Genomic DNA, 18970 nt, shown 5'->3' on the forward strand with positions numbered 1-18970 from the left:
TGGATATTTTGAGGACCAAAACAGTTGCTGCGGTGGACTTTCTATCGCAGCGACACACCGAGGTCGCCGTGGAGCAAGCCCACCGACGGTCTCACCTGTCGATATTCGGGCGATTGCGACAACCGGGACACGATGTCGAATTACGTCTGTACCGCCGGCCCCACTAAGCTCGACAACATGACAGTGCGGGCAGGCGTGGTCGTCACCGGAACCGAGGTTCTCACCGGTCGGATCACCGATCAGAACGGTCCATGGGTGGCCCAACAGCTCCTCGAGCTCGGCGTCGACATCGCGCACATCACGGTATGCGGCGACCGACCCGACGACCTGACGGCCCAACTGCAGTTCCTGGCCGATCAGCGCGTCGATCTCATCATCACAACCGGAGGTCTCGGACCGACCGCCGACGACCTGACCGTCGCGACGGTCGCGGCGTTCTGCGGTCGCGAACTGCTCCTCGATACCGACCTCGAGGAACACATCAGCGGCATCATCAAACGGTGGCGCGGACGACTGTCCTCCGATCCCGATCCGGCGCCGTTGCAAGCGGGCATCCGTAAACAGGCGATGGTTCCTCAAGGTGCACAGTCGATTTCGCCGACCGGTACCGCACCGGGCGTGGCGATCGAGGCAACCGGGCTACCTGCCATCCTGGTGCTTCCCGGCCCACCGCTCGAACTGCAGGCGATGTGGCCTGCGGCGCTGAAGACGTCTGCGGTTACAGAGGCCATGGCCAACCGATCAGTGTTGCAGGAGTCCATCATTCGGGCGTATGGCCTCTCCGAAGCCGATCTTGCCGCGACATTGCGCGCCGCCGAACAAGATCTGGCCGGGTTCGAAACCCTCGAGATCACCACCTGCCTGCGACTCGGAGAGCTCGAAATGGTGACCCGCTACCCTGATTCGTCGACTGACACCTACGCCGACTTGTCATCGATCGTCACGGAACATCATGGCGCACGGATCTTTTCGACGGACGGTTCGACCATCGACGACCAGATCGCGGAAAGACTTGCCGGGCATCTGGTCGCCACTGCCGAATCATGCACTGGCGGCCTGCTCGCCGCGCGGCTCACCGACCGCCCCGGGTCGTCGGCGTACGTCGTCGGCGCAGTCGTGGCCTATGACAACGCGATCAAGACCGGTCTGCTCGATGTGCCGTCGGAATTGATCGCGCGGCAGGGAGCCGTCAGCGAACAGGTTGCCGCACAGATGGCCGAGGGCGCGTTGAGCCGGCTCGGCGCCGATGTCGCGGTGTCCACGAGCGGGATCGCCGGCCCCGGCGGCGGAACCGATCTCAAACCGGTGGGTACCGTCTGCTTCGCCATCGCGGTCGCGGGTGAGCCGACGGTGACACGGACACAACAACTCCCGGGTGACCGCGCAAATGTACGAGCACTCGCCGTCACGTCGGCGATGCATCTGCTCGCAGAAGTGCTGGAGGCGACACCGCCCAGGTGACGCTGTGCGCCACCCGGGTCGCAATATGGTGATCCATCAGCCGTTTCGGTTGTGGCTCAGCCTTGTTCCGCGGACGGGGTTCACCGCGCGACGGTGATGTTGAACGTGGCTGTCTGCAAGGCACCGGCGAGCGCGAAGAACATCGGGGCAAGGTGCTCGGTCGCCAACGCGGTTTCGACACCGCCCAGATCGAGAATGCTCTCGTCGGGCCATCCCAGGTCGGTCAGCAAACCGGCGACCACCGTCTTGGCGGTGCTGTCATCGCCGCTGACGAAGACGGACGCCCGGGGTAGGGAGGCCAGTGGATCGACCATGATGGTGAAGTTCATCGTGTTGAGGGTCTTCACGACACGGAGCTGCGGGAACCGGGCCTGTACCTGTTGGGCCACGCTGTCGCCTGGGTATGCCAACGTCATCTGTGGGGTGAGAGCTGCTGACGGGTCCAGCACGATCTTGTCGCGCAAGACATCCGCGCCGATGTCCTGCAACGTGGCGAGTACGGCGGTGCCGGGGATCGCGGTGATCACCACGTCAGCTGAAGCAACCGCGTTCTGTTGACTGACGGTTCCCGCTTTTCCCGAAGGTGTCCGTGACCCGTAGACGACGTGGTGGCCGGCGGAAGCCAGTCGTGCCCCGAGTGCGGATCCGACTTTGCCGGTGCCCAATATTGCGATGTTCATGAACTCTTCCTGTTTCAGGGACGTAAGTACCCACGGTGACGCGGGCTCGAGCCGAAAATGAGATCGACGACGATCACCAGGGAACGACCCCGGCGTCCTCGAAGAAACCCCCCGTGGGACCGTCGTCGGCAAGAGTGGCCAGGGCGATCGCGGTCTGGGCGCCTTCTGTCGGGCTGCGGACACCGCGGAAGCCATTGAGGTCGGTGGCGACAAACCCTGGGCAAGCACAATTGATGAGGATGTTGGTGTCGGCCAGTTCCTGGACGTATTGCAGGGTCACCGCATTCAGGAAGGTTTTCGAGGGCGCATAGGCCACTGCAACCGGACCGGTTGTCGTTTCGCTGCCGGGACCGGATTGCCGGGTCAGAGAGCCCACGCTGCTGGACATGTTCACGATCCGTGCCGACGGTGATCGACGCAGCAACGGCAGCATGGCGTTGGTGACTCGAATGGCGCCGATGACGTTGGTCTCCACGACCGCACGGATGAGAGCCGGATCGACGGTGGTCGGCTCTTGCGGACCGCCGCCGGTGATGCCCGCGTTGTTCACCAAGGCGTCCAGACGGCCGGCTCGCTCTTCTATCAGGTCAGCGGCCGCCGCAACACTGCGGTCGTCGGTGACGTCCAATGGGACACCGAAGGCGTCGATGCCCGCTTCTCGAAGTCGGGCCACCGACTGCTCCCGTCGTGTCTGGTCCCGGGCTCCCACACCGACACTCCAACCCAGCGCACCCATACCCGCCGCGATCTCGTAACCGATGCCCTTGTTTGCGCCCGTCACCAGGACGATCTTCGTTTCGCTCATGCCATCGATCATGCGTCCGCTCAATCAGATCCGTCCAAGACCGTTCAGGTCACAAGCGATACCCGCAAGGTATTGGAACTGTCCGCTGTGAGTACGCTGTTGCCGTGGAATCACGAGAGCTGCGGTACTTCGTCGCTGTCGCCGAAGAACTACACTTCGGCCGGGCGGCGCAGCGCTTGGGTATGGCTCAGCCACCCCTGTCCAGAGCGATCAGCCAACTCGAACGGCGACTGGGCGCAGAGTTGTTGCGGCGCAACAGCCGAGAGGTGTCCCTGACCGAGGCCGGCACCGTATTGCTGCACGAAGGACGGGTGGCGCTGGATGCGATGGAGGCCGCCGAACAGCGCGCTCGCCGCGCAGCCCTGGCAGGCGCCGGCCAAGCCGGAGTGATCCTGGCTTCCAAAGCAGGAGCATCGAGCGAACTGCTGACGAAGCTACTGCACGCCTACGCCGCTGAACCCGGATCGATCCGCGTCGATGTCGTTCTGTGCGCGCCCGGCGAGCAAGCACAACTACTGCGCAACGGTCGCGCCGACGTCGCCTTACTCCACCAACCTTTCGACGACACAACAGGATTCGATACCGAGGAACTTCTCACCGAAGATCAGATCGCGGTCCTTCCGGCCGGCCATCGCCTCACCACTCGATCCGACCTGCACCTCCATGATCTGGCCGACGTACCCGAGCTACCCATGCCTCGCTGGCCCAGACCAGACGGAACCTACGCAGAAGGCCCAGGCCCCCAAGTCCACAGCCACGCCCAAGTTCTGCAGCTCATAGCCCTTGGCCGAACACTGATGGTGGCGCCTGACTCCTGTAGGACGCAACTGCACGATGACCTCGTGGCCGTACCGATTGTGGACGCGCCGAAAATCACCACGGTCATCGCCTGGCCACCACACAGCCGGTCGCGAGCTGTCGCCGAACTCGTTCAAACTGCACTTCGCCTCTGAATCCGAGGTCCGTTCGGCCGTGCAGGTGAAGCGCTCACCTGGATTCAGGAGACAGAACGTGCCATCAGCTGTCCGGGATCACACCCGAGGCACCCGCCGGGTTCCCCTCAACGCAGCGAGCGGCCAGTGCCTCTTGAAACAGCGTGCGGCACTGGACTCCTGAGTGTTGTCCCGGTCCGCCATAGGGCGACGGCTCCGGCGCCACCTCGACCACGGCAAGACCAGGACCGGGCCGACCCAAGAACTCGGCAAAGGAGTTTCTCAGTTGTTCCTCGGTTGTCTCCGCAGGGATGAGTTCGACGCTGCGCAGTCCGGCGCCGCGTCCGATGGCAGCGAAATCCGCCGTTGCGTTCGTGCCGAGCGGTTGGCCGCCACCCGTTTCGTACCGTCCGTTGTTGAAGACGACGATGTGGAGGTTCGGAGGAGCCGTGCTTGCGATCGTGAGCAGAACCCCGAGGTTCATCGCCAGGTCACCATCGCCTTCCAACAAGACGAAACGCAGGTGCGGCCGACTCACGGCAGCCCCGAGTGCCAGTGCAGGCGCGGTTCCCATCGGGTCGGACGCGTAGTACGTGAGCTGACTCGCGCCCTGATCACGCCAGGCCCGGCCTGCCGTTCCGAGGCTCGCGAAGACCACGGCGTCTTTGTGGAGCGCGTGGTCGAGCGCACGTGCCACCGATGATCGCTTCATTCTTCAGAACCCCGCCAGCACGCGTTTTGTGCACAACAGAACCACGGGACGCTGCGTCATTTCTGCTTCGTCGAAGGCGGTCTCGAAGATCTCGCTGTCCGACGAGGACTGCACCTGGTGAACGCGCAGGCCCACCGCTGACATGACACCGTAGGTGACCGAATGCTTGTAGGCCTGATAGTAGAAGTTGTCACCGGCAGCGCCCCGATCGGCGGCGATGACCACGAACGGAATCTGATGGTGGAGGCCGTAGCCCGCAAGGGCATTGGTGGCCAGAAGCAATCCGGCGTTCTGGCACAACAGGACCGACCGCGCGCCCATCAACGAGGCACCCGCGCAGATACCCACACCATCGTCCTCTCTGACGACGGACACGTGGCGAATGCTCTCTTCTTCCTCGACCTCGGCGATCAGGGGACCGAGCCAACTGTCGGGTAGTGCGGCCGAGACCCTCACTCCGGCCCGTACCAGACTCCGCGTGATCGGTCCGGTCTGCGCTGAGGTGCTCACCGGGTTTCACTCCATCGGCGGTATGCCTTGCGGGTCAGGCCGATCGCGGCTTGTATCTTCCACTCGTTACCCGGTAGCGGATGTGCGCGATGCGATAGTTCGACGTCGAGCGCCTTCACCAGTTCCCCTTCGGTCGGTCGTACGTCCCGGAACGCGGATTCGACCGCCGTGGGATGCCATGGAGTGGGTGCCAGTGCACCGAAACACAGTCGAGGCCCGGACCATTGGCCACCATCATCGACGTGGGCGGACAAGATCAGCGACAACATCGCGAAGTCACCGTCGTAGAGCCGGATCTTCTCGAAGACGGACCTGGCCACACCCGCCTGCGACGGCACGGTGACCGATTCGATCATCTCGTCCGGCAGGAGACTGAGTTCGCCAGGCCCGGAATAGAGTTCGCCGATGTTGACCGTCCGGGACCGACCGGGGCCGGTGACCTGGATCCGAGCGTCCAAACCGGAGAACACGGTCGCGAGATCCGACGGTGTCACGGCCTGACAGCGGTGCCCACCGAGTGCCGCGTGGTGGAACCGATGATCGCCGTCGACGGCGTAACACGGACACGTGACGCCGCCACGCTTATAACAATCGAATCCATTGCGGAAGTACCAGCACCGCTTGGCCTGTGACAGATTCCCACCCACTGTGGCAACGGTGCGGATCTGAGCAGACGCGATGGAGTCGACGGCTTCGGCGATCACCGGCATCGATCCTCGGGCCCAGTCGGCGATTTCGGTCAGTGTGACGGCGCCGCCGATCGTGTAGGCCCCGTCCACGCCGTGGACTATCTGGCGCATCGCTGTCACGTTCGCGGTACTGATCAACACCCGTGGCGCGATCAACAACTGTTGCTGCTGGACAAGGACATCCGTTGCCCCACCGACCAGCACGGCGGCTCCGGCCGGTTCGTCGGCGAGCATCGCCACCGCTTCGTCGACGAGGGTCGGAGAAGCCACCACTTCGACCGCCGCGGTCTCGGGTCGGCGTGCCCAGCGCGTTCCGTATCGGTCGAGAAAGTGGTGCAGACCAAGGGGATACAGTCGCCGGAAGGCCTCGATCTGCCACCGGGACGGCCTGCGGGCCAGGTGAAAGCGCCGGGTGGCCGGGACCGCAACGGCGCCGCTGTCACGCAGCGCGGCGAGCAGAACGTCAGGTGTCAGCGGAAGGGTCCGGAACCGGATCCCGATCGCGTCGTATACAGCGTTGAGGACGGCGGGTGCCACTGGCACGATTGCCATCTCGGCCACGCTCTTCGCATCGAACGGACCCGCCGGCTCCGGCCCTTCGATCAGGATCGAACGGATATCGGGGGCGGTGGTCGATCGCGGGACGGGGTAGTTGAGGTAGCTCGTATTGACCGTTCGACCACCCTCGTAGATGAGATGCTCCCCCACCACGGCGCCGAGCCCCTGAACGACACCGCCGATGATCTGGCCATCGACGAGCGCGGGATTGATCGCGTGCCCTACGTCGTGCGCCGCAACGTACTCGATGATCTTCAATTCACCCGTATCAGGGTCGATCTCGATCTCCACGGCGTGCGCTGCGAACGTGTAACTCGCGGAGATGTTCGGCCGGTCCAGACCGGTCCAGTAGGGCTCCATCTTCTCTTCGAGGTAATCCGCCTCGACGCGCAACACCCCGGCGCTGCTCTCCGGCGCATGCTCGATCAGGTCTGCGAAATCGCCTGACCCGATGCGGCCCAGCTCTTCGAGGCGTTCACGCAATGCGGTCGCGGCCTTGACCACCGCATGTCCACCCATGTGCGTTCCGCGTGAGCTCCAGGCGCCCATCTCCGGAGGCGCCTCATCCCAGTCGGTCATCACGACATCAACCAGGTCAAGAGGTACGTCGAGGATGTCCGCGGCGAGCTGTCCGAGGATCGTGCGTTGCCCGGTTCCGGCATCACTGCCACCGAATTTGACTGTGATGCGCCCGGTTTCGGAAGCCTCTACCGCCGCCGCACTGACATTGCCGCCGGGGTAGGCATACGAACCACTACCGTGCATGCCTGCCGCAACGCCGACTCCACGGTATGCCACCTTCGCGGACTTCTTCTCTGCCCAGCCGATTCCGTCGCGCACCGCGTCGAGACATTCGACGAGTCGGTTCGACCCGATGCGGGCACCGGCCAGGGCGCGAGTATTCGGCAGGCCCGCATTGAGCCGCCGGAACTCGATCGGGTCGATCCGGCACTTCTGGGCCAACTCGTCGACCAACGACTCGACCGCGAATGCGGTCTGCGGTTGCCCATATCCCCGGAACTGTCCGCCGGGAGTGAGGTTGGTGTCGACGAGTCGCGCACGCCAGATCGCAGCGTCAGGCCGGTACATCGACCCGAGCACCTTGATGCCCGCACTCATCACAGATGGTCCGTAGTGGTTGTATGCGCCATTGTCGACGTCGATATCGGCTTCCAGCAGGCAGATTCGACCATCAGCATCGGCGTGGACGGTCATCTCGCTCCGGAAACCGTGGCGCGGTTTGGTGGAAGCCAACTCCTCGGCACGTGAGAACTCCAGCATCACCGGCGCTCCGGTGCGCATCGACAGCAGTGCCGCGATGACCTCGTGCTCGCTGACCTTGGATTTGGAACCGAAGCTTCCACCGACAGCGACATCCCGACAGACGATCTGATCGGGGCGGAGCTCGAGGAGCTGCGCGAGTTCATGGATCACAAAGTGTGCCGCCTGGGTTGACGTCCACAGTTCCAGTCGGTCGTCGTGCCACCAGGCCAGTGTCGTATTCGGCTCCATACAGGCATGTGACACACGGGGATAGACGAAGACTCCGTCCGCGCGATGTGCACTGTTACGCCTCCCGAGATCGGGTTCGCCCCAGGTCCCGTCCGATTCGACAGACACGTTCGAGTCCGACGATCGCCGGTGGATGCGAGGGGCAGATCTCGCCAGTGCTGCGGCAACGGTCAGCGCCGCCGGTCGTCTCCGGTACCGCACCACGATCCGGCGCAGGGCCTTCTCTGCGGCCTCCGGCGTCTTCGCTGCGACCGCGGCGATTTCCTGGCCGTGAAATCGGATCTCCCCCACCGCAAAAGGCGTGCGGTCGGAAAACGTGCCACCACTGTGCAGGTAGCGTGCACCCGGCGGTAGATCACGGGAGTCGACAACCGCAAACACTTCGGGCGACGCCAACGCACCACTGAGGTCGACGTGCTCGATCCGAGCACTGGCCGTCGTCGACCGCAGGATTTTGGCGTACAAGATCCCGTCGGGATGCACATCCCCTGCATACAGCGCTGTGCCGGAGGTCTTCTCATCCCAATCAAGCGGACGGACGGACCGTCCCACCGAGGTCACCGCAGCGCCCTTCTCCGCTGGGCGACCGATTCGACAGCGTCGATGATCTGAACGTATCCGGTACAACGACAGATGTTGCCTGCCATGGCCTCGACGATGTCCTTGCGCCCGGGTTCGGCCACCTCCCGCAGCAGAGCCGCCGCTCGGACAACCTGCCCCGGCGTGCAGAAGCCACACTGGAATCCCGCATGGTCCGCGAATGCTTCGCGGAGGTCGCGGTCATCCTCGCCGAGACCGGCCGCCGTGGTCACCGGCTCGGTGACCACGGTGGCGAGGCTGACGCAGGACAGCACGGCTTTCGAACCGACGAAGACGGTGCAGGCCCCGCACTCCCCCCGGTCGCACGCAGCCTTGGGTGCGGTGTGGCCGTGCGCACGCAGGACACGCAGCAGCGTATCCGCGGGGGCGATGTCCACGACCAACTCGGCTCCGTCGACCTTGAGTGTCTTCTTCACTGCGACTTACGAGGTGACCACGAAGTCAGGAACGTAGCTCGATGCATCGGCCGGATCGTCCAAGATCTTCTCGTCTTTCATCATCTCGGCCATCCGGTCGAGCGCCGCGATGTTCACCGCCGCTGCGTAGGGCGGCTCTGTCAGCGACTTGAGCACAGTGGCGTCCTGCTTGCATGCCTGCGCCTGGATCGCGTAGCGCTCGTCCTGATTTTCCGGGAGCTCGATCTGTTCCGAAGCCTCGATGAGCGCTGTCTGGAACGCCTTGAAGGTCTCCGGATCGCTTTGGGCGGCATTGCCTTTGGCCACATACCCGGCAAAGACAAGCGGCTGGCCCGCACCCGCCACGACGTAGGGGTTACCGAGTGATTTCAGTTCGGGGAGCATATTCTGCTCGGTGATCTGCGCAGCATCGATTCGACCGGACGCCACCGCGGGCCCCAGGTCCGCGAAGGGTAGTGCGACAAAATCCACCGTGGACGGATCGGCACCGCCCGCCCGCATCCATTCACTGGTGATGATCTGGTTGATCCCAGCGACTTCGTTGACTCCGATCTTGGTTCCTTCCAGCGACTTGGCGTCGGTGTACTTCGAGCCTTCCTTCACGGCAACGGCATTCGCCTTGTTCGCCGAATCGGTCGGTGTCTCGTACGCGGTAGAGATCCAGGCCAGGTCGATCCCCTGGTCGAGCGCGCGCATCGTCGAGAACGGATTCGTGAACGCAAGGTCCACCTCACCGCTCTGCAACGCGGACAAGCCTGCCGCGCCACCCTGGGCCCGAACCAATTCCACGTCGAGTCCGTGTTCGGTGAAGATGCCCTTCTCCTGCGCCCAGTACACCGGCATCTCGTTGCACAGTCCGAGTGTCGTCACGGACACCGAGCGCGTTCCGTCCGCCGATTCGCTCGCCGGGGCAGATGATGAGTCCGACCCGCAGGCGACGAGCACAGCGGCCATCAGGGATGCGGCCAAACCGGCACCGATCTGTTTGCCGTAGTGGCGGGAGGAAGCGTCGTTCATGAGGATCCTTACGCGATGTGGGAGATCCGACCACGGCGAGTGCGCGGTCGTTGATGCAATGCCATCAACGACGCGTTTCGGTTGTGAGTCCCGGGTATGTCCGCGATGTTTCGCCCCTTGGCCGCTGAATCCGACCGCCTCGAACAGCCTGAGCCGCCACCCGATGCCGTGTTACGCCGCCTGGGTTACCTGGTTGGCCACCATTCGATTTCGGGCCACGCAGCCGGTGATTGCGAGGTGTCTTCAGCCTCGTGGAGGGTCGAGGGCAACGGTCACCATGTCGCTTCGATAGCGGGCATGGGAAACCAGAATGGTGTGTCCCCGTTCATCGAAGACCGTGGTGTCGATGTACAGGATCGGGGTTGTGGTCTCGACCTCGAGCAGCGCTGCGGCGGACTCACCGGCCGCGACGGCCGAGATGCGACGGTCAGCGGTCAAAGTTCCGTAGCCGAACCGATTTTCGAGGATCTGGTACAGATCGTCGATTGCATCGTCGCGAGTGAATTCGTCGTTCGGGCGCAGCGCCAGATAGTAGGTCCGCAACTGCCTGGGTACACCGTCGCCGATACTCAGTCGTTCGAAGATCGCAACCGAGGTGGCATCGGGTGGAAAGACCTCGGCCAACGGTCCCGGTATGTCGGGCGAGACCTTCCATCCGATGATCCGTGTGCCGTTGCGATCGTCGTTCACACCCCCGGCAGCCGAATCGATCAGAAGGTCGAACCGACTGCGCCGATGGACGTTTGTGGTGTACGTACCGGCTCCGACCGCGCGGTGCAGGCGTTTCTCCGCAACGAGTGTCTGCAGCGCCAGGCGGACACAGTTGCGCGAGGAGTGAAAGGCGCGCGCGATGTCCTCGTCGGCGGGCAATCGAGCGGCCGAACCGAGCCGGGTGACAACGATTGCCGAAATCAGGTCACGGAGACGACGCACTTCATCTTGGCGCCGATTGCCCTCGAGTCGCAGCAGATTGCTGTTGACGCGGTCCTGACGAAAGCGCGGCGGCCGGAAAGGCGGAGGCGAACTCACCGGTCGATACCGTGTTCCGTCACCGCATCCCTCCCAGGTCGGATGTAGTCGGCGACGAATGTGGCCGCCGACGGCTCCTCTCATGCTAGCCGAATGCCTCCAGCCCCAGGTTCTCCCGCAGGGTCGCGCCCGCGTACGACTTCCGGAATCGGCCGCGCCGTTGCAGCTCCGGAACAAGGAGTCCCACGACGTCGACGACATCGCCGGGCGTCGATTGTGGGTGCGAGATCATGAAGCCGCCCCGACTGCCCGTGGCTTCGAAACTCTCCTCCAGATAGTCGGCGACCTCGCTCGGTGTCCCGACCACCGTGTGGTCGTATCCGGTGGCCTCGCGCCAGCCGTTGTCGATGAGTTCGGTCCGCGTCATCTCGTGGTTCTCGTCGTACTTCGCGAAGAGATCCCGGAAGGCCATCGGACTTGCATTGCGGGCCTTGGCTTCCGCCTGCAGATCACCGAGGGTGAAGGTCTCGGGCAACGCCGCGAGGTCGAGACCGGTCTGGTGGGACATGAACGCCGCGGCACCGTCGCGAGGCAGGACGTCTCGCAGCATTTCGCGCCGCGCCAGCGCTTCGGACCGGTCCCGGGCGACGATCACCTGGATGTCCCAGAGGATTCCGACCTTCTTGGGGTCGCGACCACTACGGACAAGGGCGGCGTCGAGTTCGGTCCGGTGGTTGATTCGCTGACCCGGATCCCAGGCCCCACCGAACACGACATCGGCGAACTTCGAGGACGCGTTGATCCCCCGGGGTGAGCCGCCCGCCTGGATCAGCACCGGTGCACCCTGCGGGCTCGGTACGGTGTTCAACGGTCCCACGACGTCGAAGAACTCGCCCACATGATTGATGGGCGACACCATCGAGGCATCGGCCACCTGCCCGGTGGCCTCGTCCCAGACGAACGCGTCGGGACCGACACTGCGCCACAACGCCTGACAGACGTCGATGAACTCTTCCATCCGCCGGTACCGCGCGTCGTGATCGGCCAACTCTTTGAAGCCGTAGTTGGCGGCATCCGCGCCCCGCGAGGACGTCACCACATTGAAAGCTATTCGGCCGGAAGTGATGTGATCAAGTGAGTTCAGCAACCGCGCGACATAGAACGGGTGCATGAAGGTCGAGGAATACGTCAGACCGAACCCGAGCCCCGTCGTACCCTGCGCGAGCGCTGCGATGAAGGGACTCATGTCCTGTCGGGGCCACCCGACGCCCCAGTGCACTGCGGCGTCGATCGACCCGCCGTAGGTCGACGGGATGCCGGTGCCGTCGCCGAAGAAGATCATGTCCAGACAACCGCGTTCGGCCATCATCGCGACTTCCTGGTACATCTTCAGATCCGGGAATGTCGCGCCGGCCCACGATCCCGGCAGCCGCCAGCGGCCTTGGTGATGCGCGAAGGACATGTCGAGCGCCAGGCTCATTTCGTAAGACATGGGGAGCCGACCTCAGGCGGCGGGAAATGTCGAAGGGACAGGTGTCTCCGAAGGGGTGACCGGATGGTCGAGCAACGGGACGACGTCCCGACCGAACCGCTCCATACCTTCGAGAAAATCGTCGAAGGTGAGCATGATTCCCGAAGTGCCGGGGACTGCGGCGAGTTCGTTGAGCCGATCGGCGATGGTTTGCGCCGAACCGGTCAACGGAGCAGCGCCGTAGAAGGGGCTGATGTCGGTGCGGTGGCGCTGCGCGACCGCCGCGCTCGATCCGGTGGTGGCGGTGTCCCTGGAATACTCCGCAACCATGGCGGCCAGCGCTTCGTGATCCGCACCGGCCACATAGCGACTCACGATCCGGTCGGCCTCGGCGTCGGTGTCGGCAATGACCAGCGTTGCGTTGGCGATTGCGGTGGGGTGCCGGCCGGTGTCCCGACAAGCCTCCGCCAGGGCTGTGTTCGATCGCAGCACCGCTTCCGGCGTCGACCCGGCACCGAAGTGGTAGTCGGCGTACTCGGCGACGAAGCGGCGGCCGCGCGGCGAAGAACCGGCCGAGACGAGGTCGATGTGACCGGCCGGCTTCGGCAGGCATTGGGCGTCATCAACCTGGAAGTACTTTCCGTGGAAGGTCGCCGCGCCATCGGCCCACAGGGTCTTGGCGATATGGGTGAACTCGGAGAGCCAGTCATAGCGCACGCTGTAGTAGTCGTCGCCCGGCCACGCACCCATCTGCTGGTACTCCGCCTGGTTCCAGCCGGCGACCAGATTGAGTCCGAAACGCCCGCCGGACACATCGTCGAGTGTCGCCGCGGTCTTGGCGGCCACGAGTGGATTGATGGTCAACGGCGACACCGTTGCGTACAGCTTGATGGTCGAGGTGACGGCGCACAGCGCCGCAGTCAGCGCCAACGGATCAACCGTGTTGTCCCAGTGAGACGTTGCCCCGCCGAACCCGCGGTACTTCAGCATCGACAAAGCGAAGGCGAAATCAAGCTCTTCGGCTTTGGCGACGATCCGGCGATTCAGGTCGTAGGTGGGCATGTACTGCGGTGCGTCTCGCGACAGCACCCAGCCGTTGTTGCCCACGGGAAGGAAAACTCCATACTTCATCTGTCAGCTTCTTCCGTGCGGTTCCGTTGGTTCAATGTGTGTCGAAGACAGCCTGATACGCGCGCACTTTCGCCCGGATCGCGTCGATCTCCTCGTCGGTCGGTGCCTGCGGATCGACCGCCGGGGGCACGCATCCGAACTTCAGCAAACATGCCATCAACAGCATGCGCGCCTTGGTCGCGGTGAGATTGCCCGCAGTGACGAACAATCCACCCTGCCCGCCGTACCGCGAGACGTAGCCTCCACCACCGCGACCCACCGCGACAACCGGAATGCCCGAATAGACTGCGAGTTTCATCGCAGCCAGCAACGATTCGTACAGTCCCCCGTACGGCGACGATCCTTCGGCGATGAACCCGGACAGCGGGTACCGCGCGAGATTCGCCTTGATCCGGGCCAGCACCTCGACCTCACCATCGACGGAGTCCGAGAAATCGTCGGCGCCGAAGTTGGCATATCGGTTGATGGTGACCTTGGGTAGGGCCGTCTCGAGCAGGTTCCCATCGGCATCCTTGATCGAAACATCGACCAGGACAGTGGATCCATCGACGGTTGCAACGCCCTGGACGGAATCGGGAAGCTGCGTCAGACGCACCGCGGATGTGTGCGTGTGCCGCGCAACCGGAATGAAGGACAGCACGGGATCCCAGACGGTGTTCCCCACGATGCCACCATGTCCACCCGTTGCGATATAGCCGCCGGGACGTGCATCGGCCTTCTGCACCTCGCGGGATGTGAAGATCTGGCCGTTCTGCACCATCACAACACCCACTCGGTCCGAGCCGGCCGCATCGGCCCACACGCGCGAGGCGATGTACTTCGTCGACTGGATCAGGTTGTGGTCGCCGTCGTTACCGATCACCCCGTGTGGGTACTGAGATGCATTGCCCACGATCGGACTCTGGGTGTCGATCAGCAGATTCAGCCAGTACAGCGTCTCCTCCGCCGTGGGACTTCCCTCCAGCCAGATGGCACCGTCGTAGCCGCCCGCGCCGAGCGTCTGTGCCACCGAATTGGTCAGCCGCGCCAGGGTCGGCAGAGCGGGTTCGTGCCGAGTTGGCTTGTAAGGAAAGAAATCTTCGCCCAGCACCTCGGGCGAGATGTCGCCATCACCGATGTCGGTACGTTCTGCCGCCGGCAGCCCCTTGGTGTAGCCGCCAGAAGGGGCAGCGCGCACGAACTCGAAGTCTGCGACATCGCCGAGCAGATTGTTGTACCCGAATTCATCGATCCCGAAGCGATCGATCTCGGAGAAGATCTGCGACGCATCGGGATAGAACTGTTGGCGCGGCTCCCCTGCCGACGTGAACCCCGTATCCCACGGCCGCCCGTCGGATTGCCGTCCGGCGTAGGGCAGCAGATACGGGCCATCGGAAGGTCGGACGGTGACCCGGTACACGGGTATCCCGTCGGCGCCCGGGGTCGTGCTGAAGTCACCGGTCACCGGATCGACGAAACCGTCTGGAGATACGTGTGATTCGGCGGCATCCCGCTCCAACGGATGTGCTGAGAGGGCTTCGACGTACACCGTCGCGGTGGCCGCGAGCCGCTGAGATCGAATCGTGTCGAAGCCGGCACCCTGACCCGGCAGGCCACGGTCTCGGCGGACCGAATCGCTTGTCCTCAGTACACCGCTGTTCTGAATGGTTGCTCGCGGGCCCGAGAACACCGCGATCCGCGGCCTGTCCTTCGCACTCGACTGGTCTCCTGAACTCATACCGAAAGTAAAGACCAGTGGTGTTGCGGCGGTGTAAAGCACTGCAACGCAAGTGGTTACGCCATCTCAAACGCCACGATTGGGCCTGTGTCCAGGCGTTTGCCCATCACACCCGAGTACTTACGCCACTCATCGGATGCCTTGCGGACAAAGTCAGGCCACAACTGCTTCTGCAGGCCGCATCACGAGCTGGAAGACCTCGGTCCGCAATTCGGCGAATCGCGGTTTCAGTTTGGTGGTCACCTGATCTCGGACATGCCCGAGATCCACCTGGATGTCTGCGACGAGATGACCCGGATGTGCCGCCAGAACCAGCACCCGATCCCCGAGGTAGACCGCCTCATCGATGTCATGGGTGACAAATGCGATGGTCACCTTGTACTCATCGCGAACCTTCAACACCAGGTCTTCGAGGTCGGCCCTGGTCTGCGCGTCGACGGCGGCGAACGGCTCGTCCATCAACATCACCTTGGGTTCGACAACCAGCGCTCGTGCGATCGCAACGCGCTGCTGCATACCGCCCGACATCTGCCAGGGGTACATGTCGCCTTGTCCTGGCAGTCCCACCGAGGTCAACGCATGTTCGACACGGTGGGCCACTTCTGATTTCGGTAGCTTGTACGCGGCCGCGGCCATGACCAGGTTCTTTCGAACGGTCATCCAGGGGAACAGCGACCGGCTGTAGTCCTGGAACACAACCGACAAGCCGAAGGGAGGACCGTCGACCCGTTCGTCGCCGAGCATCACCTGTCCACCGGTGGGCGACAGCAAGCCGGCCATCATCATCAACAACGTCGACTTGCCACATCCCGACGGTCCGACGATCGAGACGAATTCCTGTTCGCCGATCGCGACCGTGGTGGAGGCGAGCGCCAAACGCTCACCGTAGGTCTTGGTGACCCCTTCGATACGAAGCTTCATGGCTCTCCTTGCGTGCGTTGTGGGTTGGTCGTCTACAGGTCGCGTAGCGAACTTCGGCGCTGCCACCGCAGAACCTGCTTCTCGACGGTGGTCATGATGGCGTTCAGCGCGATACCCAGCACCGCGATCAGCAGGAATGCGGACCACATCTGCCGGTATTGAAAGGTCTGCTGATAGACCATGACGTTGTAGCCCAGACCCGCGGTCGTCGCGTACAGCTCCGAGATGATCATCAGGATGAGCCCGATGCCGATGCTCACCCGTAGCCCGGCCATGATCTGTGGCATCGCCGCCGGGAGCAGCACGCGGCGATAGAGGGCCAGTTTTCCGAGCTGCATGCTACGAGCACTTCGAATCCATTGCGGATCAACGCCTGCGACTCCGTCTGCGGTGTTGACCACGATCAGCCACACCGTGCCGAAGAAGATCAGGAAGATGTTCATGGAGCTGTTGGGACCGAAGATCTGGAACACGATCGGCAGCAACGCGACGTTCGGCAACGACATGAAGAAGCGCACGATCGGGTTGTACATCCCGGCCAGGATCTGGCTGCGGCCCAGTGCCATGCCGAACACGACTCCGACAACCGCGGCCAGTCCCCATCCCGCTGCGAGCCGTCCGAGGCTGACCGGCACAGTGTCGTAGAAGTCGCTGGAGAGGAACAACATCGACGGATCGCTCGACAGCCAGTCCTTGCGGAACTGCACGAGAACATCACTGAGCGGTGGAAAGAACACCGTCGGCGAGGTCTGAGCGAATACTTCCCAGGCGATGAGCAGTGCCACGAGCAACCACAGCGCCCCGATCGGCGTCAGGACGCGACGGGCAGCGGCGACGGTGGTCCGGGACTTCCGCAAAACGACCGGGGGCTGCGCCGCAACAACTTCGGGCCGCAACTCGGTGACGCTAGACAATGTGCACCCACTTCATCGAAGTCTTCTCGATTCGCACGAGAACTGTGTAGACGGTCATACCGATGACACCGATCACCAGCAGCATCGCGTACACCACGTCGATCTTCAGCGCTTGCTGATACTGGACCATCAACGTCCCCACACCCGACTTCGCACCGAGTAGTTCGGCACTGATGACCACGACCAGTGCAACACCGGAGGCGATGCGCAGCCCGATGACGATGGACGGGAGCGCACTGGGCAGGGTGACGTAGGCGTGCGTCCTGAGCCAGCCCCACTGCATGGATCGGGCGGCGTCTTTACGCATCGGTTCGGTGGATGCGACGCCATACATCGTGTTGATCAGGACGATCCAGAACGTCGCATACACCGCGACGGAGACCTTCATGTCCAGGCCGAGTCCGAAGATGAGGATCACCACCGGGATCAGAGCCGTCGCCGGAATCGACCGAAACACGTTGACTGCCAATGTGGCGGGGAGCGTGAGCCACGGGATCGTGCTGATGAGCAGTCCGACCGCAATGGCGGTGACCGAGCTGAGCACCAACCCGGCAAGCCACGCCCACATCGTGTCGCCGAGACTCGACAGGAACTCGCTGTCGGTCAACAGGTCGGGCAGACGTGCGGCGACCGCCGAGGGATACGGCAGGGAAGTCGACGGCACGAGATCCAGTGCCACGACCACGGTCCACGCCAGCAGCAGCGTGAGGACCCCCAGGGCGCCCAAGCCGACGGCACGAACCCGATCCGGACTCAACATCACCTTGCGCACGCTTGCGACAGCACGGACACCCGTGGAGGGTTTCGCGTCCGACGCAACCTCTTGTTGCGACGTCGTCGTGATCATGGGCTGCACCCTCGATTTGTGTGGAAGTTCACTGCGAGACGTTGTCTCGCACTACGCGACAATTCGACCAAGGTGTGGCTGCGCTGTCAATTCGCCGGGGTTCCCAATCCCAGGATTTACCAGCGTGTTTCACGCCCGTAATGTGCCGATCCGGCCAGAAGTACGCGCGTCCACCACGGTCAGCCGGGTCCGAGTTCGCAGGACAGGGCCTCCGCAGCGGATTTGAGGGCGGCGATGTGTCGGTCGAGGTCTCCGCTGACCGACACAGACGTAGCCACCACCGCCAGGGCCGCCACGATCCGGTCACCGGCGAACACCGGGGCGGACAGTGTCCGAAAACCGTTGACCACCGGTGATTTCACCGAGACGTAGGTGGAACGAATGCGTTGGAGCTCGTCGGCGAATTCGGGATTCGTGCGCAGTTCGGCGCGCGCCATCGAGGCGTCGGATTCGGGAAGAAACGCACAGAAGACCCTTCCCTGCGCCGAGGCCGTCGGAGAAAGCCGTGCACCGACGCGCACCGTCACCCGTGCCACCTGCTCGGTATTGTCGTTGGTGGCCACCACAATTGGACTCTCACCATCCCAGACGCTGAGAACCACCGTCTCGCGGACCTCGGCGAGCAGTTTTTCCATATGGACTTCGGCACTTTTGATGACCGGAAGACCCGCGCGGGCCGCCGCCGCGAGTGTCATGACATGCGGCCCCAATGAGTACATGGATTCACCGTCATCGAATCGGATGAGGTTCGCGTCCCGCAGCGCCTTGGTGTAGCGATGCGCGGTCGCCTTGCTGGTGTTGAGCACCACGGTGATCTCACCAAGGCTCATCCGGGGACGCGCAGGGGTGAACGCCGCGAGGATCGTTGCCGCTCGCTCCACTGCCTGAATGGCCGGTAAGGCTTTGGCTTCCGGTTCTGATACCGCGATCGCCGCCGTCATCGTGGGTTCATCCGCAACGGCCGCCACATCCACACTAACTGGATCGCCTGCGGATTCTGTGACTCGATACCGCACATGATTCCTCTCCCTGGATGCCGGTGTTATGGCCGGCGTGACCGCACCCGCGGCCCGAATCCGGGCCGGAACATGGCACTACTGGGAGGCTA

Annotated in this window: 17 protein-coding genes; 2 read left to right on the forward strand and 15 right to left on the reverse strand. The window is 63.5% G+C overall.

The window, feature by feature from the left end:
* Positions 1 to 177: 177 nt before the first annotated feature.
* The gene (locus AC56PL_RS25080; RefSeq protein ID WP_497155497.1) at positions 178 to 1461 is read left to right on the forward strand and encodes a competence/damage-inducible protein A; all 1284 of its coding nucleotides are present in this window, start codon (positions 178 to 180) and stop codon (positions 1459 to 1461) included.
* Positions 1462 to 1541: 80 nt separating this feature from the next.
* Here AC56PL_RS25080 and AC56PL_RS25085 read toward each other — a convergent pair whose 3' ends face one another.
* Positions 1542 to 2141, reverse strand: coding sequence for an NADPH-dependent F420 reductase (locus AC56PL_RS25085; protein ID WP_497155498.1), 600 nt, complete (start codon positions 2139 to 2141; stop codon positions 1542 to 1544).
* A 73-nt stretch (positions 2142 to 2214) separates the two neighbouring features.
* Positions 2215 to 2946 carry an SDR family oxidoreductase gene (locus tag AC56PL_RS25090; RefSeq protein ID WP_497155499.1) on the reverse strand — a complete coding sequence of 244 codons (732 nt, stop codon included), beginning with the start codon at positions 2944 to 2946 and terminating at the stop codon, positions 2215 to 2217.
* A 104-nt stretch (positions 2947 to 3050) separates the two neighbouring features.
* Between AC56PL_RS25090 and AC56PL_RS25095 the strand changes: the two genes are divergently transcribed.
* Positions 3051 to 3899: a LysR family transcriptional regulator gene (locus AC56PL_RS25095; protein ID WP_497155500.1), complete on the forward strand. Its 849-nt coding sequence runs from the start codon at positions 3051 to 3053 to the stop codon at positions 3897 to 3899.
* A gap of 64 nt (positions 3900 to 3963) precedes the next feature.
* Here AC56PL_RS25095 and AC56PL_RS25100 read toward each other — a convergent pair whose 3' ends face one another.
* The 13 genes from AC56PL_RS25100 to AC56PL_RS25160 all read right to left on the reverse strand — a co-directional run bounded on the left by AC56PL_RS25100 (position 3964) and on the right by AC56PL_RS25160 (position 18803).
* Complete coding sequence (locus AC56PL_RS25100; protein ID WP_497155501.1) at positions 3964 to 4590, reverse strand: thiamine pyrophosphate-dependent enzyme; 627 nt, start codon at positions 4588 to 4590, stop codon at positions 3964 to 3966.
* A gap of 3 nt (positions 4591 to 4593) precedes the next feature.
* Complete coding sequence (locus AC56PL_RS25105; protein ID WP_497155502.1) at positions 4594 to 5100, reverse strand: thiamine pyrophosphate-binding protein; 507 nt, start codon at positions 5098 to 5100, stop codon at positions 4594 to 4596.
* Entirely contained in the window at positions 5097 to 8420 is a 3324-nt protein-coding gene (locus AC56PL_RS25110) for a molybdopterin cofactor-binding domain-containing protein (RefSeq protein WP_497155503.1), read from the reverse strand. Before AC56PL_RS25110 ends, AC56PL_RS25105 begins: the two co-directional genes overlap by 4 nt.
* Positions 8417 to 8875, reverse strand: a complete 459-nt coding sequence (locus tag AC56PL_RS25115; RefSeq protein ID WP_497155504.1) for a (2Fe-2S)-binding protein — start codon at positions 8873 to 8875, stop codon at positions 8417 to 8419. Before AC56PL_RS25115 ends, AC56PL_RS25110 begins: the two co-directional genes overlap by 4 nt.
* Positions 8876 to 8881: 6 nt before the next feature.
* Complete coding sequence (locus tag AC56PL_RS25120; RefSeq protein WP_497155505.1) at positions 8882 to 9892, reverse strand: ABC transporter substrate-binding protein; 1011 nt, start codon at positions 9890 to 9892, stop codon at positions 8882 to 8884.
* A 243-nt stretch (positions 9893 to 10135) separates the two neighbouring features.
* Positions 10136 to 10921 carry a UTRA domain-containing protein gene (locus tag AC56PL_RS25125; protein WP_497155506.1) on the reverse strand — a complete coding sequence of 262 codons (786 nt, stop codon included), beginning with the start codon at positions 10919 to 10921 and terminating at the stop codon, positions 10136 to 10138.
* An 85-nt stretch (positions 10922 to 11006) separates the two neighbouring features.
* The gene (locus AC56PL_RS25130) at positions 11007 to 12353 is read right to left on the reverse strand and encodes an NtaA/DmoA family FMN-dependent monooxygenase (protein WP_495517368.1); all 1347 of its coding nucleotides are present in this window, start codon (positions 12351 to 12353) and stop codon (positions 11007 to 11009) included.
* A gap of 12 nt (positions 12354 to 12365) precedes the next feature.
* A complete protein-coding gene (locus AC56PL_RS25135) occupies positions 12366 to 13463 on the reverse strand; it encodes an LLM class flavin-dependent oxidoreductase (RefSeq protein WP_497155507.1) in 1098 nt (365 codons plus the stop codon).
* Positions 13464 to 13494: 31 nt separating this feature from the next.
* Positions 13495 to 15180, reverse strand: a complete 1686-nt coding sequence (locus AC56PL_RS25140; protein WP_495517366.1) for an asparaginase domain-containing protein — start codon at positions 15178 to 15180, stop codon at positions 13495 to 13497.
* Between the two features lie 153 nt (positions 15181 to 15333).
* Entirely contained in the window at positions 15334 to 16101 is a 768-nt protein-coding gene (locus AC56PL_RS25145; RefSeq protein WP_497155508.1) for an ABC transporter ATP-binding protein, read from the reverse strand.
* Between the two features lie 32 nt (positions 16102 to 16133).
* On the reverse strand, positions 16134 to 17015 hold the full coding sequence (locus AC56PL_RS25150; protein WP_497155509.1) for an ABC transporter permease: 882 nt from the start codon (positions 17013 to 17015) through the stop codon (positions 16134 to 16136).
* Complete coding sequence (locus AC56PL_RS25155) at positions 17008 to 17862, reverse strand: ABC transporter permease (protein ID WP_497155510.1); 855 nt, start codon at positions 17860 to 17862, stop codon at positions 17008 to 17010. The genes AC56PL_RS25150 and AC56PL_RS25155 overlap by 8 nt, the downstream gene beginning before the upstream one ends.
* A gap of 179 nt (positions 17863 to 18041) precedes the next feature.
* A complete protein-coding gene (locus tag AC56PL_RS25160) occupies positions 18042 to 18803 on the reverse strand; it encodes an IclR family transcriptional regulator domain-containing protein (protein ID WP_495517362.1) in 762 nt (253 codons plus the stop codon).
* Between the last annotated feature and the right edge of the window lie 167 nt (positions 18804 to 18970).

It is taken from the genome of Williamsia sp. Y721 (assembly GCF_059683565.1).

Bases quoted from the DNA above. Each gene is read 5' to 3' on its own strand.
- AC56PL_RS25080 (WP_497155497.1), top strand. From the start codon at position 178: ATGACAGTGCGGGCAGGCGTGGTCGTCACCGGAACCGAGGTTCTCACC.
- AC56PL_RS25085 (WP_497155498.1), bottom strand. From the start codon at position 2,141: ATGAACATCGCAATATTGGGCACCGGCAAAGTCGGATCCGCACTCGGG.
- AC56PL_RS25090 (WP_497155499.1), bottom strand. From the start codon at position 2,946: ATGAGCGAAACGAAGATCGTCCTGGTGACGGGCGCAAACAAGGGCATC.
- AC56PL_RS25100 (WP_497155501.1), bottom strand. From the start codon at position 4,590: ATGAAGCGATCATCGGTGGCACGTGCGCTCGACCACGCGCTCCACAAA.
- AC56PL_RS25120 (WP_497155505.1), bottom strand. From the start codon at position 9,892: ATGAACGACGCTTCCTCCCGCCACTACGGCAAACAGATCGGTGCCGGT.
- AC56PL_RS25130 (WP_495517368.1), bottom strand. From the start codon at position 12,353: ATGTCTTACGAAATGAGCCTGGCGCTCGACATGTCCTTCGCGCATCAC.
- AC56PL_RS25135 (WP_497155507.1), bottom strand. From the start codon at position 13,463: ATGAAGTATGGAGTTTTCCTTCCCGTGGGCAACAACGGCTGGGTGCTG.
- AC56PL_RS25140 (WP_495517366.1), bottom strand. From the start codon at position 15,180: ATGAGTTCAGGAGACCAGTCGAGTGCGAAGGACAGGCCGCGGATCGCG.
- AC56PL_RS25145 (WP_497155508.1), bottom strand. From the start codon at position 16,101: ATGAAGCTTCGTATCGAAGGGGTCACCAAGACCTACGGTGAGCGTTTG.
- AC56PL_RS25155 (WP_497155510.1), bottom strand. From the start codon at position 17,862: ATGATCACGACGACGTCGCAACAAGAGGTTGCGTCGGACGCGAAACCC.
- AC56PL_RS25160 (WP_495517362.1), bottom strand. From the start codon at position 18,803: ATGACGGCGGCGATCGCGGTATCAGAACCGGAAGCCAAAGCCTTACCG.